General features: G+C 65.6%; 11 protein-coding genes. 6 read left to right on the forward strand and 5 right to left on the reverse strand.

Annotation, left to right across the window (positions count from 1 at the left end; translation table 11 throughout):
- Positions 1–232 precede the first annotated feature (232 nt).
- Complete coding sequence (locus tag DR039_RS10655; protein WP_111837341.1) at positions 233–1,255, reverse strand: YwiC-like family protein; 1,023 nt, start codon at positions 1,253–1,255, stop codon at positions 233–235.
- 371 nt (positions 1,256–1,626) lie between these two features.
- Here DR039_RS10655 and DR039_RS10660 point away from each other — a divergent pair, with 371 nt between their 5' ends.
- The gene (locus tag DR039_RS10660; RefSeq protein ID WP_229116953.1) at positions 1,627–2,331 is read left to right on the forward strand and encodes a hypothetical protein; all 705 of its coding nucleotides are present in this window, start codon (positions 1,627–1,629) and stop codon (positions 2,329–2,331) included.
- 150 nt (positions 2,332–2,481) lie between these two features.
- On the opposite strand, the gene pgm is transcribed toward DR039_RS10660, so the two are convergent.
- The gene (pgm, locus tag DR039_RS10665) at positions 2,482–4,158 is read right to left on the reverse strand and encodes a phosphoglucomutase (alpha-D-glucose-1,6-bisphosphate-dependent) (RefSeq protein WP_111837343.1); all 1,677 of its coding nucleotides are present in this window, start codon (positions 4,156–4,158) and stop codon (positions 2,482–2,484) included.
- A gap of 180 nt (positions 4,159–4,338) precedes the next feature.
- Between pgm and DR039_RS10670 the strand changes: the two genes are divergently transcribed.
- From DR039_RS10670 to DR039_RS10685, 4 genes are all read left to right on the forward strand, one after another.
- Positions 4,339–4,734 carry a Rid family detoxifying hydrolase gene (locus tag DR039_RS10670; protein ID WP_111837344.1) on the forward strand — a complete coding sequence of 132 codons (396 nt, stop codon included), beginning with the start codon at positions 4,339–4,341 and terminating at the stop codon, positions 4,732–4,734.
- A gap of 59 nt (positions 4,735–4,793) precedes the next feature.
- Positions 4,794–6,341, forward strand: a complete 1,548-nt coding sequence (locus DR039_RS10675; RefSeq protein WP_111837345.1) for a DUF5129 domain-containing protein — start codon at positions 4,794–4,796, stop codon at positions 6,339–6,341.
- A 256-nt stretch (positions 6,342–6,597) separates the two neighbouring features.
- Entirely contained in the window at positions 6,598–7,470 is an 873-nt protein-coding gene (locus tag DR039_RS10680; protein WP_111837346.1) for a DUF5926 family protein, read from the forward strand.
- 650 nt (positions 7,471–8,120) lie between these two features.
- Positions 8,121–8,987: a glycosyltransferase family 2 protein gene (locus DR039_RS10685; RefSeq protein WP_111837347.1), complete on the forward strand. Its 867-nt coding sequence runs from the start codon at positions 8,121–8,123 to the stop codon at positions 8,985–8,987.
- A 390-nt stretch (positions 8,988–9,377) separates the two neighbouring features.
- Here DR039_RS10685 and DR039_RS10690 read toward each other — a convergent pair whose 3' ends face one another.
- Both DR039_RS10690 and DR039_RS10695 read right to left on the reverse strand, forming a co-directional pair.
- Positions 9,378–12,218, reverse strand: coding sequence for a hypothetical protein (locus DR039_RS10690; protein ID WP_126622373.1), 2,841 nt, complete (start codon positions 12,216–12,218; stop codon positions 9,378–9,380).
- 153 nt (positions 12,219–12,371) lie between these two features.
- Positions 12,372–13,424: a fructosamine kinase family protein gene (locus tag DR039_RS10695; RefSeq protein WP_111837349.1), complete on the reverse strand. Its 1,053-nt coding sequence runs from the start codon at positions 13,422–13,424 to the stop codon at positions 12,372–12,374.
- Positions 13,425–13,531: 107 nt separating this feature from the next.
- Between DR039_RS10695 and pheA the strand changes: the two genes are divergently transcribed.
- Positions 13,532–14,491: a prephenate dehydratase gene (gene pheA / locus DR039_RS10700; protein ID WP_111837350.1), complete on the forward strand. Its 960-nt coding sequence runs from the start codon at positions 13,532–13,534 to the stop codon at positions 14,489–14,491.
- Positions 14,492–14,517: 26 nt separating this feature from the next.
- On the opposite strand, the gene DR039_RS10705 is transcribed toward pheA, so the two are convergent.
- A complete protein-coding gene (locus tag DR039_RS10705; protein WP_111837351.1) occupies positions 14,518–16,095 on the reverse strand; it encodes an MFS transporter in 1,578 nt (525 codons plus the stop codon).
- Positions 16,096–16,161 lie beyond the last annotated feature (66 nt).

Here is a 16,161-nt window from a genome sequence, read left to right on the forward strand (position 1 = left end):
GGAGTTTGGCGCTCAAGCTGGTGGGCTGAAGCGTGGCCAGGCTGGCTCACGCAATCTTGCCGCGCGACCTTGGGGTTGAGCATGCGGCTCAGGGCCCGTCCAGCCGGAGCTATCTGCCCGCCAAAATCGCAACAAAGCCATGCATCTGGGTGGCGCAGCTAGGCCTTTAGCGGGCCAAAGGTGCTGGACCGGTGCTGGAGCATCGACGCTTGAGGTCAGTGGTCGTCAGGCCTCAGGGCAGGGCGATTGTGACCAGGAATAGAACACAGATGACGATCTCAACCACTCCTATATGCCTCGGTCGTAGGGCGCGGCGGCGGGTCAGGTGCCACTGGAGCAGCGGTATGACCAGGGAGCGCGTCGCCAAAACCAGCCACAGCGCCGCGTGCGCCCACGGCAAGTACCCGCCAGTGGCCAGCCAGATCACCGTGGCCGCCACAGCGCAATGCGCGCTCACGGCACCTACGAGCAGCCGAGTATTGAAGCGCTCGCGGAGCATCACCTTTATGTAGGGCACCGTGCCGCAAAAGTAGGCCGCCACCAGCGCGGTGACCAGCCACACCCAGGGCCAGCCGCTGAGCTCACCGTTTGGGCTTGACCCGGGCAGCCCTGCGGAGTCGCCCAGGCCCAGGAAGCCTCCGCGACCATTAACCGCCGCCGAATAACAGACGGCAGTCATGAGGGAGGCGGCGGCGGTCGTTGCCAGACCAGAAAGCAATGAGCGCTCCCGCCCCCGCCATAACTCCCACCAGGCAATGGCGAATAGGGGTGCAAAAGCCAGCAGCCACTGCGCTAGGTACGGGGCCAAGATCAGGGTGAATAGGCCGAGCGATGTGGTTGCTGCCGTGTAGGCGCCCAGCGGAAGCACTAGGAGGTAGCGTCGGCGCGCCGAGCGGGTACGCAGCCACTGCGACCACGCCCAGTATGCGAAGTAAGCGGCCCACCAGGTGGGTAGCAGCACCAACACCAGCAGGGGAACTCCGCCAATTTGCAAACCCACCAGAGCCGGTAGCAGCAACATCGCCCAGGCGCCGTGCTGCTTGGGAATCCAGGCGCGGCGGCCAGGCTGGCGGCGGATCTGCTCCTGGGTAGGCGGCGGGGTGGCGGGTTTGCGGCCAGTTGACAGGAGAATGTCGTCCTCTGGGCCGGGCAGGGACTGATGTGAGGGCGCGCTGGCTGGGCGGTTGGCCGGGATGCTTGCACGCACATGTTCTGCTGGCAGGTCCGAGGGCGTGGAGGGGCGCTGCTGGGTCACGCCTTCAGCCTATGGCCGCAAGGTGGCACAGAATGCAGCACTTTGGCACGGTCCTGGCCGGGCCGGGGTGGCAAATCGTTGCAATTACGTGGGTGTTTCGTGGGTCGTCGCAGTAATCGAGTTCAAAGTACTGCAAACCGTGCCACCTGAGCGCCGAAGTCTCCGGAAAGGCCTACCAGTCCAGCCTATCTTGTGATGATGTTTGGCATTATTAGAGTATGGATCAACACTATAGATCATCGCAGCTCTTGGTGATGTTGAGGGCTGCTGGCTCTGCAGCTCGGCAAGCTGACCTTTGCCGCGGTCGTTCCGACCACCGCTCCGTGCAAAAGCTGGTCGCCGATGGTGTTTTACTGCGTCATCCGCAAGGTGTGCTCGCCTTTCCCGATGCGCCGCCCGCAGTGATAGCTGCTCGGCGGGTGCGCGGCCTGGTCACCTGCGCGCATGCACTGGACCGCCATGGCCTGCCTTTGCGCGAGGAGCCAGGGGTGATTCACCTGGCAGTGTCGCGCGGGCGAAGCCATTTGCCCCTGGGGATTGGCAAGGTTGTGGTGCATCACCTGGATGGCTTGGTGTTTCCAGGACCCTTGGAGCCGCCCTTTGCCGATCCCGAATCTGCCCTGGTGACCACTATGCGCTGTGCTTCTGAGTTGGATGCATTGATCGCGCTGGATGCGGCGCTGCGTATTGGGCTGGTCAGCCGAAGTGGTCTGCTGGCGCGCCTAACTGGCAATCGGAACGCGCCGATGCGGGCCCTGCTGGCGCGCGCTAACCCGGGTGCTCGCTCCCTGTTGGAGACCATTGCCCGCTATGACTTGCAGCAAGCTGGACAGAATCCGCAGGTGGCGGCAGATGTTGGCTACGAACTGGACCTACTGCTGGGCCACCTGGATGTGGAGACCGATGGTCACGCTTTCCATAGCGAGCGCAGAGACTGGGAGAAGGATCGGGTCCGTGACCAGTGGCTTCTAAGCCATGGTTACCAGCCGCTCCGGCTCACCAGTGCGCAGGTCCTGTCCCGCCAGACTGTGGAGCTGGTGCGCCCGGTTGCCGAGCGCATGGGGTGCTGGAGGTAACCACTGTGAAAGTGGCACAGAATGCAGCACTTTCATCCCCAGCAGCACAGGCAGGTGCCGCAGATCCTTGCAATTACGCGGGTGTGTGGCGCGCTGTAGAAGCCTTCAGGCTCAAAGTACTGCAAACCGCGCCACCTCCCGCTGCCAGCCTCAGCCCAGGGCTGCGGAAACGACCTGCTTGGCTTCCTCCTGCACCTGCGCTAAGTGCTCGGCGCCCTTGAAGGACTCGGCGTAGATCTTGTACACGTCTTCCGTGCCGGAGGGGCGCGCCGCGAACCAGGCGTTCTCTGTGGTGACCTTCAGACCGCCAATGGGCTCGTCATTTCCAGGTGCGCGCACCAGCCGCGCGGTAATCGGTTCCCCAGCGAGTTCGGTGGCAGTGACGTCCTCCGGGGCGAGCGCCGCCAGCCGGGCCTTCTCTTCCTTGGTAGCGGCTGCGTCAATGCGCGCGTAGGCGGAAGCCCCAAAACGCTCCACCTGCTCGACATGCAGCTGGGAGGGACTCTTCCCAGTCACCGCAATGATCTCGCTGGCGAGCAGCGCCAAGATGATGCCGTCCTTGTCCGTGGACCACACAGTGCCGTCCTTGCGCAGGAAGGAGGCCCCAGCGCTCTCCTCACCACCAAAGCCAATCGAGCCGTCCAGCAGCCCAGGCACAAAGTGTTTGAAGCCCACGGGCACCTCCACCAGCTTGCGCCCCATGGCTGCAACCACGCGGTCGATCAGGGAGGAAGAGACCAGCGTCTTGCCCACGCCGCAGTCTGTGGCCCAGCCGGGGCGGTGAGTGAATAGGTACTCGATGGCCACCGCTAGGTAGTGGTTGGGGTTCATCAGTCCGTCAGGGGTGACGATGCCGTGGCGGTCGGCGTCGGCGTCATTTCCAGTGGCGACGTCATAGGGGGTGCGGCCCTCAGCGTCGGGGGTCATGGCGCCGCGCAGGGAGGCCATGGCGTTGGGGGAGGAGCAGTCCATGCGGATTTTGCCGTCCCAGTCCAGGGTCATGAAGTGCCAGGCGGGGTCCACCTCCGGGTTAACCACCGTCAGATCCAAGCCGTAGCGCTCCCCGATGGCGCCCCAGTAGTCCACGCTCGCGCCGCCCAGTGGGTCAGCGCCGATGCGCACGCCAGCCTCCCGGATTGCGTCCATATCAATGACGTTCTCCAAGTCGGCGACGTAGGCCTCCAGGTAGTCGTATTTGATGACGTAGGGGCCATCTAGGGCGTCAGCGATCGGGACGCGCGGCACGTCCTGCCAACCGGAGGCGAGCAGTTCGTTGGCGCGGTTGGCGATCCAGCTGGTGGCCTCAGCGCCAGCGGGGCCGCCGGTGGGCGGGTTGTATTTGAAGCCGCCGTCGCGTGGTGGGTTGTGGGAGGGAGTGACGACGATGCCGTCCGCCAGGCCCGGGCCGTTGCTGCGCACGCCCCCGGGGGTGCCTGCGCCATTGGCCTTGAGGATGGCGTGGGAAACGGCGGGGGTGGGGGTGTAGGCGCCACGGGCGTCGACGGCGGTCATAACCCCGGCCCCGGAGAGCACCTCAATGGCGCTGCGCCACGCGGGCTCAGACAGGGCGTGCGTGTCTCGGCCTATGTAGAGCACGCCGTCGGTGCCTTGGGAACGGCGGTATTCGACGATGGCGGCGGTGGTGGCGACGATATGTGCCTCGTTGAAGGCAGTGTCCAGTGAAGAACCGCGGTGACCGGAGGTACCGAAGACCACTTTTTGGGCGGGGGTCGCGGGGTCTGGGACTAGTTCGTAGTAGGCATTGATGACCTCGTCAACGTTGATGAGGTCCTCGGGCAGGGCGGGTTTTCCGGCGCGTTCATGCATAGGAGCAGTGTTTCATGGGCCACTGACACAAAGCTGAGAATCCCGGTAAACAGACGCTCCACTTCCCCATCAGTGAGACAAGTCCGTGGCGCAGACGCCGTTGGTGGCGCAGCAGAGCTGGCTAGGGTAGTTCCGTCCACGTCAATGCCCACTGCGGGCGCGCTCTCGCGAGGAGTCCCCATGACCACTGCCATCGCCACCCAGGACGCCCCGGCCGCCGTCGGCCCTTACTCGCAGGCCGTGTCCACCGGCAATGCCAGCGGCGCCACCGTGTATCTCTCTGGTCAGATCCCGCTGGACCCCGCCACCGGCAAGCTGGTGGAGGGCGACGTGCAGGCGCAGGCGGATCGGGTGTTGCGCAACTTGGGGGCCGTGCTGAGTGCTGCGGGGCTGGGCTTCGCCCACGTCGTCAAGACCACGGTGCTCCTGGCGGATATCAATGACTTCAAGGCCGTGAACGAGGTTTACTCCCGCTACTTCCTGGGGCCGGTGCTGCCTGCTCGCGCCGCTTTTGCTGTCGCTGCCCTGCCTTTGGGGGCGCGGGTGGAGATTGAGGCGGTGGCGCTGCGGCCCTGAGTCGCTGACCGGGCGCTAATCCCCAGATTCGTGTCACAGCTTGGCCGTATGGTTGCCCCATGAGCGAGTCCAAGATTGTGGGCGCTGGGGGATTCCAGGCGCTGCTGTCCCTGGCTGTCAGGCTGGTCGCAGTGGCGGTGCTGGTGCTGCTCGTACCGCTGTTGGCCTTCTGGCCCTTTGGGGTTAGGTACCAGCCGGTGGTGGAGATCCATGACCAGGCCCATATTCTGGATGACCAGTCAACCGCTTCCACCTTGGAGGAGCTGCGTTTCCGGAAGGACGTGCGCCTAGCGGTGGTCACCTTGGACGTCGGCTACGACGCGAATTTCAATGCTGCAGTATTGGACTATGCGCGCCAGCATGAGCCCAGTTGGCTAGCTGGCGGCAAATGGGCCGATGGCATGGTGATCCTGGGAGTCTCGCCGACTGGTCGCTGGGTGGGCTGCTACTTTGGCGAGGACGTCAAGGTGAACACCAGCACTCAGAAATGGATTCAAGACGCCGGCAAGGATGATTTCCGCTCCAGCGAGTGGGAGCAAGGCGTAGAGAAAATTGCGCTCCGTGCGGCCAAGATTGTTGGCCACCCGTTGGGCGATAACCTGCTCTCTTTTGTGTTATCCGGTCTGAGTGCTGTCTTTGGGCTGGGCTGGTTGGGATGGATGCTCCTGAGCCAGCGTTTCGCTCGACGCGCCTTCCGGGAGGCTAAGCGCCACTACACCCAAGTTACGGCGGACTATGAATCCACGCAGATCCGGGCAGGGCTCATTCCCGGCGATGAAGCCCATGGTGCACAGGTACTAGCGCGCTTCGGTTGGTTTGAGGAGCAGTATGCCAGCCTCACCAATGATTTCAACCGTTTTGGGGAGCCACGTGGGGCAGCCTGGTTTGAGCGAGGACGCTGGAGCAAGGCCAAGCACCTGCAGCAGACGGCCTCTAACCTTGACTCACTGGATGACGCCATCTCCAATGCTGCGGCCCTGCTGAGTCTGTCTCAGGGCTGGGAGCAGGCCTGGCTCAATGAGCAGGGGCCCGTGCAGGAGGATCTGGCCGCACTGGAGGAGTTGTGCAGTAAGGTGGCTGCTGAAGGGGGTTTGAATCCGGCGGTGGAACGCGACTGGGTGCGTGCCAGCAGGCATCAGCTCGCACAGGTTCAGGGGCAGCTCGCCTATAAGCAGATCACTCCGAGCGCCGCGTTGGACCTGTTGGATGTCATCTCACGCGATGTGCGGAACAAGGCTGATGCCCTGGCCAAATCGGCTCTCAAAAACAGCTCTGCCTACCAGAACGAGCGAATGAAGCAGTACCAGAAATCGCGTCGTGACGGCGGCGGGACCTACTCGGGCTCTTGGAGCTCTGGCTCCAATGACTTCTCTTACGACCCGTCTTCCACGATCCGCATAAACCCGGGCTCACCGGGGGCCTCGGCAGCTGGGGAGCGTTGGAGCCACGGCGGCGCCGCTAACCAGTTCTCGACGCCGATCGCGGGCTTGGTGACGGGTTACGCCAGTGCCGCGTCCTGGTCGCCTTCCTCCAGCGGTGGCTCCAGCTCGTCTTCTTCCTACTCTGGTAGTGACTTCTCCGGCTCCGGCTCTAGTTCTCACTTCTGAGCGCGGCTGGCCGGTCGCCGGTCTGGCTGGTTGCTGGTCTGGGTGGGCTGGGTGCGCTAGGGGTGCCAGCCGCTTAGGTTGCCCGGTTTGCTGGCCGGGTGCGGCCCAGGGCACGCCCCGACTGCCAAAGGCCGGGGACAGTGGCCGCCTGTGGCGGGGCGGCCCACCGCGCGCTCGCCCCGTGTTCCCTAAGGCGCCGAGCCATGCCACCGCGGACCCGGCGTCGTCGTCAATACCGGGCCGGTAGGCTGCCGCCATGTCTAAGAAAAAGCGCCAGCAGCGTCGCGACGCCGCGCCCGCCACCCCCAAGAAGCAAAAGATCGAGTTCGTCGCCCGCCCCTTTGAGGGGCTGCCTGGTGAAGAGGACCTAGTGGCGATGATGCAGATCATCCCCGCCGCCACCGCCAGAGTTCGCCTGACCAAGGAGCACGGCGGCAAGGAGGTGCAGATCGTCAGCCTCCTGCCAGACCTGACGCAGGCCATGCACCGGGCCGACGGCGAGGTGCTGGTGGCGCTTCAGACCACCGTCCACTCCGGGGACGCCTCCCGCGACGTGGCCGCTGCCCTGCTGGAAGCTCTAGAACTAGAGCCCGGCAAGGGCCTGGCCGCCAACGGTCTGCCTGAGCCGGGCCCGCGCCTGCAGGATGTGCTGGACTTGAGTGTGCCCCCGCAGGTGCGCGTATGTGAGAGCTTCGACTACTGGGTCACCCCAGATCAGCTGGGTGAGCAGGAAACCCAGCACGCCTTAGAGGAGGCCAAGTCGGAGCTGGCGCCGACCGTAGCGGTGCCCGGTGTGGAGCACGCCTACTGGTGCCGTATGAACGGCAAGGAGTTCGTGCGCTGGGTGCGGGGGGAGGACGAAGACACCTTTTTCAACGCCTTCGCCCGAGTACACGCCGCCCGCGAGTCCGACCTGGAGGAGGGGGCGCGGTTCATCGGCGCCTTCCGGGCCTGTGGTCTGGCCATCCCCGTATGGGAGTTGGCGCCGGGCACGGAAGCCAGTGAGTTGACCGCCCCAATGCAGGCCATGGCCAAGCGACTGGATGCGGCGCTCGCGCAGACTGGCCCGCTGGACGCCGAGGCCCGGCGCGCCAAGGCGGGCATCATCTCCCGCCAGGTGAACCTCTAAATCTGCCGATTAAAGGCTTGGCCCCCGGCGCGTTACTCAACGCCGGGGGCCAAGGCTTTACTAGGGAATCAGGCGTGCTGCCTAGGGTGTGGTTTGGCGGTGGCAAGCAGGATTTGGTGCGGGGCGGCACGGATTTGCTGGAATTGGCGGGACACAGCGCCGATTAACGCTGGACTTTGCGCGGATTTACAAGGGCAAGCCGGAGTTAGCTGTATCTGCTTGGCTTGGTGCGGCTTCAGGAAACTCTCCCCCCGGCCCACGAGGACGTCCTTGTCGCCGTAGACCAGAGGCCATTAGGGGTGCTCGGCGCCATTGACGAGCACATGACTCAGCCTTGCATGGACGCAGCAAGTCGCGCAGCGGATAGGAAGGTCAAAAAGCCACGCAAGCTTCAGGCGCAGCATGCAACGGCGAGACCTAATGAAGGGGTGTGTCCAGGGTTCGACGCTGCCGTTCCAGGCTTGGGGGCTTGCAAGGTCTTTGCTGTTTTATGAAAGGTTCCTTCTCAAGAAGTGCGAGTGACCCTAATCACAGTAATGCTCATTATTGGGACACTCGTCCCTAATCGCCTACCACCGGTATGTAAGAGACACACGCCGCCACCTAGAACCACCACCGCACAGCTCAGTTAATTAGCTAGTCTTTGGCTTGTGAGCGCGGAGAAGAGCAGCCAGGCCGTCGCCGTAATCATCCCTGCCAAGGATGAGGCCGAACGAATTGCCGCCACCGTCCGCGCCTGCCGCGCTATCCCCCGCGTAGACCTCGTGGTCGTGGTCGACGACGGCTCCACCGACGCCACAGGCGACCATGCCCGCGCTGCCGGCGCCGTCGTCGTTCGCCACTCAGTGACCCGTGGCAAGGCCTCCGCTATGGAAACTGGTGCTGGCGTGGTGGCCATGCGCGACCCCGAAGACGCCCCCAAACGCCTGCTGCTATTCATTGACGCGGACCTTGGCGACTCCGCCGCCGCCTGCGCCGACCTGGTGCCCCCGGTGCTCGACGGCGTCGCCGACCTATCCATTGCCGTGCTGCCCAAACAGGCTGGCGCCGGGGGGCGTGGCCGGGTGGTGCGCGCCGCCCGCGCGGCAATTGCTGCCGCCACCGGCTGGCTGCCCCTGGCCCCCCTATCCGGTCAGCGCTGCCTGAACCGCGAGGCTTATACAGCCGCCCAACCTTTCCCGGAGGGCTGGGGTGTGGAAGTCGGCATGACTATCGACCTGTTGGTCGCTAAGCGCACCGTCATCGAAGTGCCCTGCGACATTCAGCACCGCGCTACTGGCAATGACGCCGCTGGCCGCCTGCACCGCGCCAACCAGTACAAGGACGTCCTGCGCGCCGTCATTGCCCGCAAGATGGCGCGCCACCGCGTGCCCCGCAAGACTGCCTTGAAGTCGGCCCGCAGTCAGCAGCATTTCACCCCTTATAACGCCTGGGACCCCACGGTCGCGGAGACGGCCGCTCAGGCCCTGCGCACCCCCGCTAAAGGCATGCGGACCATAGAAATCCACGAGAACTGAGGACGACGGCGCCGCTGGTCGGCGGGGTGGCCCGTGTGTTCAGGTTTGCGGCTGGCGTATATGGCTGCTTTGGTGGCTTGTGCCGCTGGCTGCTAGCTGTTGGTGTCAGGGGCGAGGCCGCGGCGCGCGTTGGGCTGGCTGGCGTTACGCCGCCTGGGGGCCATCTGCGATTGCAGCACCTGTTGCGGCGCTGCCGCACCTGGCGCTGCCTCGGGTGGGGCTGGCGTTAAGCAGTTTGGAAGTGGCCCGTCGGGCGCTCGTTGCGGTGCTGCTTGGTGTTGCGTTATTTCTGGTGGCGTTGCTTTATGCCGTGCCGTCTCACCTGGAACTATTTGGAGTTGGGCCAGTTGCGATTGCAGTGCCTACCACGGTACTCAGCGTTGGGCCGCCTCACCTGGCGCTACTTGGGGCCACGCCGTCGTGATGCGGGGCAGGGTGCAGGACACTGGCGCATATGAGTGCCAACAGACCCGGAAGCAGAGTCACCGCAGAGAACCACAGCATCGCCACACCAGAATCGTTGAGCGCCACCTCCGCCACCACCAGCACCAGCGCGGTAATCAGTGCTGGTCGCAGCCAACCCCAAGTGGCAGCTATGGGCGCTGAGCCAGCATCGGTCTGGTACACCTTGGCGCCGTCCGCCATGACCTGCGCTGCCAACCAGGCATAAGGGCCCACACCGGCCCGCGCGCTGCGCAGAGCCTGCCGCAGCCACCACGCTGCCGCCGTCAACACCAACAGACCAAGCAACAAGGCGACGACCGGCAGCCAACTAGAGACGAAAGGCTCCACCAGCGCCCAAGCCTTGCGCGACAGCGCGCTCCCAGCCTTCCCCTGGCGCAAATCCACCAAAAAGCGTCCCAAGTGGCTCTTGGGCTGGCCGTTGTTAACCCACCAGTCCAAGGAAGCAAAGCCCAACACCACCACCGCAGCGACCAAAGCCATAACCACCGGATGCCACCAGCGCAGCCGCAAACCCGCCAAAGTCAATGCCAAGGTAGCCAGCACCGGCAACAGGGTCAGAGCGCCACCGACGTCAGCGCCTAAGGAAGCGGCGCCGTCGGCCACCAGCAGCGGCAGCCCCAAGACCGCCACCGCAGCAAAGGCCCCGGTGCGGCGACCACGGCTGCTGCCTGCTTCAACGTGTAAGCGACGGGGCAGCTGCGGCCCCAGCAAGGACCACAAGGCCAGCACTAGCACCAGGAAAGCCCCAGCTCCCAGAGCAAAGGAGATGTTGTTGACCCCGTAGTAGCGGCCCGCGACCACCGTGCTCATGCCCAAGGGGCTATTCAAGGCCAGGCGAGCCCCCAGAGCGCCGTCGCCAATTGTGGCTGCCAAAGAGCAGGCGGCGGCCAGCGCCGTTACGGCCCAGGCGGCCCAGGCCTGACCGCGCAGCAGGCGCCAAGCACCCAGCAGCAGCCCGGAAAGCACAGCAGTGATGGCGATGGTCCCCGTTAGAGCGGCAGCCACCGTCACTGTGCTCGGCAGCTCGCCGCGCGCGCCGACCCGCCACCAGGGCAGCAGGTTTGTGGCCAGGGCGCCCACCGGGCTCAACAGGGCGGGCACCGCTAGGGCCAGGGCAATACGTGGGCTGGGGGTGCGGGGGCTGTTGGTGCGGTTGGCCGCCACTGGGTTCTTGGCTCGGCTAGTGCTGCTGGGGATGCTGAGGGTACCGCCGGGGGTGAGGCTGGCGACGACGGGGGTGCCGCTGGTGCTGCCGGTGCCCTGGGTGCTATCAGGGGCTTCAGTACTGTGAGTGGCGCTGGCACTTTCAGAGTTGTTGGCGCCTTCAGGGTCGCTGGTGCTGCCGGGAGTGGGATGGGGTCCGTCAGTGCGTGCGGGACTGTGGGCGGCGCTGGAGTTGCTGGGGTCGCCAGGGTGATTGCTGCCTTCGGCTTCTCCGGGGCTGAAAACGCGGTCGGGTTGCTTGACGCCTTGTGATCTGCCGGGATTAACGGGTCCGTCCTTACTGGTAGTGCCCGCGCGCAGCAGCCAGGCGCCCGAGGCCGTCGCCAACAGGGAGACCGCGATCAGCAGCAGCGAGGTAGGGATCGTGGACCGGTGAGCGGCGCGGGCGTGCAGGGCATTGTCAGCCAAGGCCTGTGCGGCCACTCGCCCCTGGGCGGGGTCGGGCGCTGGCCTGGGCTCATTGCGGCCAGGCAACAGGAATGACGGGTAGGTGAAAGGCTCTGGGGCGGAAGCGGTGGCCCGCTGCAGGCAGGCCTCAATTAGGCTCTGGGTCAGTTCGGAAAGCTCTATCAGCCCTGGCTGGTGCGTGGCGGGTGAGCGGAGCAGTTTCACGGGGCCTGCCGGACCAGGCAGCTCGCCAGTGCTGGGCTCTCGGCTGGAGCGAAGCACCTGGGTGCCCGCAGGAAGTAGGCCGAGCTGGGGGCCGGGGGACGCGGCGTCCGCCACCGACACCACGACAGCCCGGGCGCCGGTCTGCTGCACCCGCTCCAGGGCCGTGACTAAAGAGATGAGGCGCTGGGCGTCGGTGCTCGGGGTGGCTGGCGTGCTGGTGCTTTGGGTGAGGCCAGGCTTGAGGGAGCTGGGCAGCAGTTCGGCCATTACGGCAGGGTCGGCGGTGTCCACAAGCAACAGCTGCGGGTACCGGGCGCCGTCTGCGAGGTCTTGGGCGGTGAGTTCGGTTGGGGGAGTGCCTGGGGAGTCGGTGAGGGCAAGCCTGGCGCCCCGGCCCACAGCGCCGGTGCTGGCGGCGGAGTGGTCCAGGGTTTCGCGCAGGATGCCAAGCGCCGAGCGGGAGGTGGGGGAGGGGGCGTTTGCAGCGACCTGCCGCCAGGAGTCGATCCAGCTGCAGTGCCCCTGACGGTCTTTAGTGCCAGCACTCAGGCGAGTGCCTGCACCGAGGCCAAGCCAGCCGTCTGCTGGGCAGGAGCCCTCCCCGACTGCGCGAGTGATCACATTGATGGGCTCATCTGCGCCTGCTCGGGCTAGCAGGGTGGTGGCAGCGTCGCGCACCTCCTGGGATTGGTCAGTGGCTGCCTCCAGCACGTCTGCCCAGGTGAGGTCATGTGTGCCCAGCAAAACTGTGGAGCCGGGGGTCGAGCTGGAGCTGGCTGGCGAGCCGCTGGTTGTAAGTGCGTGGGGATTAGTGGGGGCGGCCAGGGCTGGCGCGATCACCGCTAGCACCATGCCCAGCACGATTAGCAGCGCTAGGCCGCCTACGGTCCAGCGCACAAAACGGTCTCTCGGGCTGTGGCGTTGGTTCACGGTTCCAGCCTACGAACTGCTAGCTGCGCGCTGGGAAGTGGCACGAAATGCAGCACTTTGAAGTTCGGGCTCAAAGCCGCTTGTTGGAATCATGCGGTTTTTGCGTCGCCTTGCTCGGCTTTGCGTCCCAAAGTACTGCAAAACGTGCCACCTTCAGACGTACTGGCGGGCAATAGCGGTGGCTTGCTCGGCGTAGCCCCCAAAGAGGTGCACATGGATCATCACCAAGTGCAGTTGATGCAGTGCCACCCGCTCGCGCCAGCCTGCCGCCAGAGGCGAGACCTCGTTGTACGCCCCCACGATCCGCTCTAGGTGCCGCTGCCCAAAGACCCCCAAAGCGGCCAGGTCAGTTTCTGCATGTGCCCCTTGCGCCAGCGGGTCGATCAGCACCCCTACTACCTCGCCGCGCCGCCACACCCGCTCCCCAGTATCAGCCCCAGCACTGGCGCTGTCGGATGCGGCCGCTGCCCAGCTGGTTCGAGCTCCGGCGGTACCATCCCGGCCAGCCACCGCCCGGCCAACTCCCACCCAGCCAGGCGCCGCCTTAGTCCCGCCGGCAGGGACCATTACCTGTGGCCCTTGACCAGCCCGGCCCTGGGCCCACTCGGCGACCTCCGGTGCTGGTACCCACAGCACATTCCCGCACCACAGATCCCCGTGCGTGCGTGCCACCGCCACCTTGTCGCCACGGGTCTGCGCCCCCTCACGCACCAGCACAGGCTGCTCGCTGTCAAAGTCACCATTGGCTAACCGGGCACACACCCGCTCCAACAAACCAGCCTGAGCGGCGCTGAGCACACCTCGGTCCCGGCTGGGCCCGATGTACCGCCCCACCCGGTCCTCCGCATAGAAGACTCCCCAGCTGCGCGGCGCTCCTGCTTCAACCTCATTTGGCCGCAGGCGGATATCCGAGCGCCCCATCCTTGTATGCCCATCCCAACCTGGAGGCGCCGCCCCAAAAGCTGGCGCCCCGGCAGCATGTGTGACAGCGAGCGCCCGCCCAAAAGCCTCTGCGGCCTGCGCTGTCACTTCAGTGGTGGTCAGCCGTGGCTCCTCCAACCAGCCTTCCCCGGTGCGGGTTGGTACCACCAGGGCGCCGCCCTCGGGCATGGCTTGCGCTAGCCACTCCAGTCCTTGGGCTTCCAGCCGCGCTGAGCCAGGGAATTCGTCGTGCTTGCGGACCAGGTCACCATCCCAAAGGCTCATGCCAGCATCCTCCCATCCGAGTTGCGCTGCGCCGCGCCCACACTCCCGGGTGTCGGCACTTGGCGCATTTGCCAGGCTCACCCCGCCGTCCCGCTACGCTCAAGGCTATGAGCGACACCGCCAAATGGTCCTTCCTGGGTCCCACCGGCACTTTCTGTGAGATGGCTTTGCGTCAGGTTGCCCCCACCGCTGCCGACGGCGAGCTGGCCGTGGACCTGGACCCCTGTCAGGACGTGCCCACTGCGCTGGATCGTGTCCGTGAGCGCAGGGCTGAGGCTGCCGTTGTTCCTATTGAGAACTCCATCGAGGGTGGGGTCAATGCCACTTTGGACAACTTGGTGGCGGGTGCTCCTCTGGTGATCGCCGCTGAGGTGGCGGTGCCTATTGCTTTTGTGCTGGCGGGCCGCCCGGGTACGCAGCTGGATGAGGTCGCCGCGATCTCTACCCACCCGCATGCTTGGGCGCAGTGCCGCAATTGGGTGCACACCAATTTGCCGGAAGCCAGCTATGTGCCCGGCACTTCTACCTCCGCACCTGCGAAGGCTCTGGCCGCCAGCGCGTCACCGCTGCCTTTCCAAGCAGTCCTGTGCAATCCACTGGCCGCTAAGAGTTACGGGTTGGAGGTGATCGCTGCCGGAGTGGCGGATAACCCCGACGCCGTTACGCGCTTTGTGAAGGTCACTCGCCCTGGCCAGGTCTGCGCGCCAACGGGCGCCGACAAGACCACTCTGCTGGTGCAGGCTCCTTATGATCGCGCTGGCGCCTTGCTGGATATGTTGTCGCAGTTCGCTGCGCGCGGCGTGAATCTGACCCGCATTGAGTCGCGCCCGGTCGGAGATTCTTTGGGGCGCTATCGCTTCTCTATTGATGTGGAGGGGCATATTCGTGATGAGCGCGTGGCTGCGGCTTTTATTGGCTTGCACCGCACTTGCCCGCTGGTGCGTTTTTTGGGTTCCTATCCCCGCCTGGACGGTCGTCCGGTAGTGGTGCCTGCGGGCACTAGCGACAAGGATTTCACGGTGGCGCGGGCTTGGTTGGCCGAGGTGCTGGAGGGGCGGGGCCTCTAAGGGGTGCGGACTCGCCTGGGGTGCACCTAGGCCCGGTGTATCACTTTGTGGCGCGGCAGTCGGGAGGCGGCCAGCACGCCCAGCGCTAGGAATCCGGCACCCAAGAACATTGGCACGCGCGCTCCGGCCGCAAAGTCCTTGGCCAAGACTTGCGCGGCTATTTCACGGGCGGGGGCGGGAAGTTGTGCCGCTGTTCCACTGCCTTGCTCCAGGGCCGCAATTACGGAGCCAGCCGACGGCGCCAGCGAGTCCTCCAAAGCGGTGGACACCTGTGCGGGCACATGCTGTCCTGCCAGCGGTTGCGCCAAGGTGCCAGAGGCCGCCGAGTTGACTGAGGCCGCCATGACGGTGGCAATCACCGCCACGCCTAGCGCCGAGCCGAGCTGACGCACCGTGGATTGGGCGGCTGAGCCTTGACCGGACTGGGATGGGGGCACGTCGATCAGAATTGTGCTGGTCAGCTGTGCGGAGGCTAGGCCTAGGCCGGTCCCGTAGATCACCAGCGGCACTACTACCTGCCAGATTGGCGTGTCGGCGCGCAGCAGCAGCGCCAGCACACCCACGCCTAGGGTCTCAAGGATCAGGCCCGTGGTGGCGACCGTGGCCGCCGTCGTCGCCTGCGACAGTGGTGCGGCTACGGCGCCGGAGAGGAAGGCTCCGGCTGCCATTGCCGCCAGCACCCAGCCTGCGCCCACGGGGCTGAGTGAGCGCACGTTTTGCAGATATAGCGGCAGTACGAACAGCAGCCCGAACTCACCTATGGCTACTGTCATCGCCGCGAGGTTGCCCCAGGCGAAGGAGTGTAGGCGTAGCAGGTTGAGGTCCAGCATTACCTCGCGGTTTGCGGCGGCCCGCCGCAGCTCCACGACGACGAAGCCTGTCAGCAGTAGGATGCCCAGCCCCAGGCCTAGGGTGGCAGGGGATATGGGCCAGGCGGAGGACCAGTGTCCCGCTAGGGGTTTCCACCAGCCCAGGCTGCGTCCTTCGATTAGCCCAAAGACCACTCCGCCCATGCCCAGGGCGGAGAGCAGGAGGCCTGGTAGGTCGAAGCCGCTGTGGGTGGTGCGGTTGGAGTCTTCGCGTGTTTGGGGCACCCAGAGCCAGGCGCCCAGGCAGATCAGGGCGATTAGTGGCAGGTTGATGCCGAAGATCCAGCGCCAGGAGAAGGTGTCGGTTAGCCATCCGCCGGCTAGGGGGCCGACGGCGGCGGATCCGGCGATGGTCGCGCCCCAGATGCCGAAGGCGGCGGCGCGTTCGCGGCCCCGGAAGGTGGCGTTGACGGTGGACAGGGTGGAGGGCAGCACCATGGCTCCGCCTAGGCCCTGGGCTGCGCGGGCGGCTATGAGGGCGGCGGCGTTAGGGGCTACTCCGGCCAGCAGGGAGCCGAGGCCAAAGACTGCCAGGCCAGCGCCCAGGATGGTGCGGCGGACTACGCGGTCGCCTAGGCGGCCGGTGGTGATGAGTAGGGCCGCGAAGATCAGGTTGTAGACGGTGGTGACCCATTGGGCTTGGGTGAAGCTCAGGGGGAGGCGTTGCATCATGGAGGGCAGGGCCACGTTGACGATGGTGCCGTCGATGACGATTAGGGAGACTGAGGCGGCCAGGACGCCTAGTGCCCGTCAACGGTTGGGGTCGGGCTGGGGGTGTCTGGGGTGGACTGGGGGTGCTGC

It is taken from the genome of Actinomyces bovis (assembly GCF_900444995.1).
GTDB lineage: Bacteria > Actinomycetota > Actinomycetes > Actinomycetales > Actinomycetaceae > Actinomyces > Actinomyces bovis.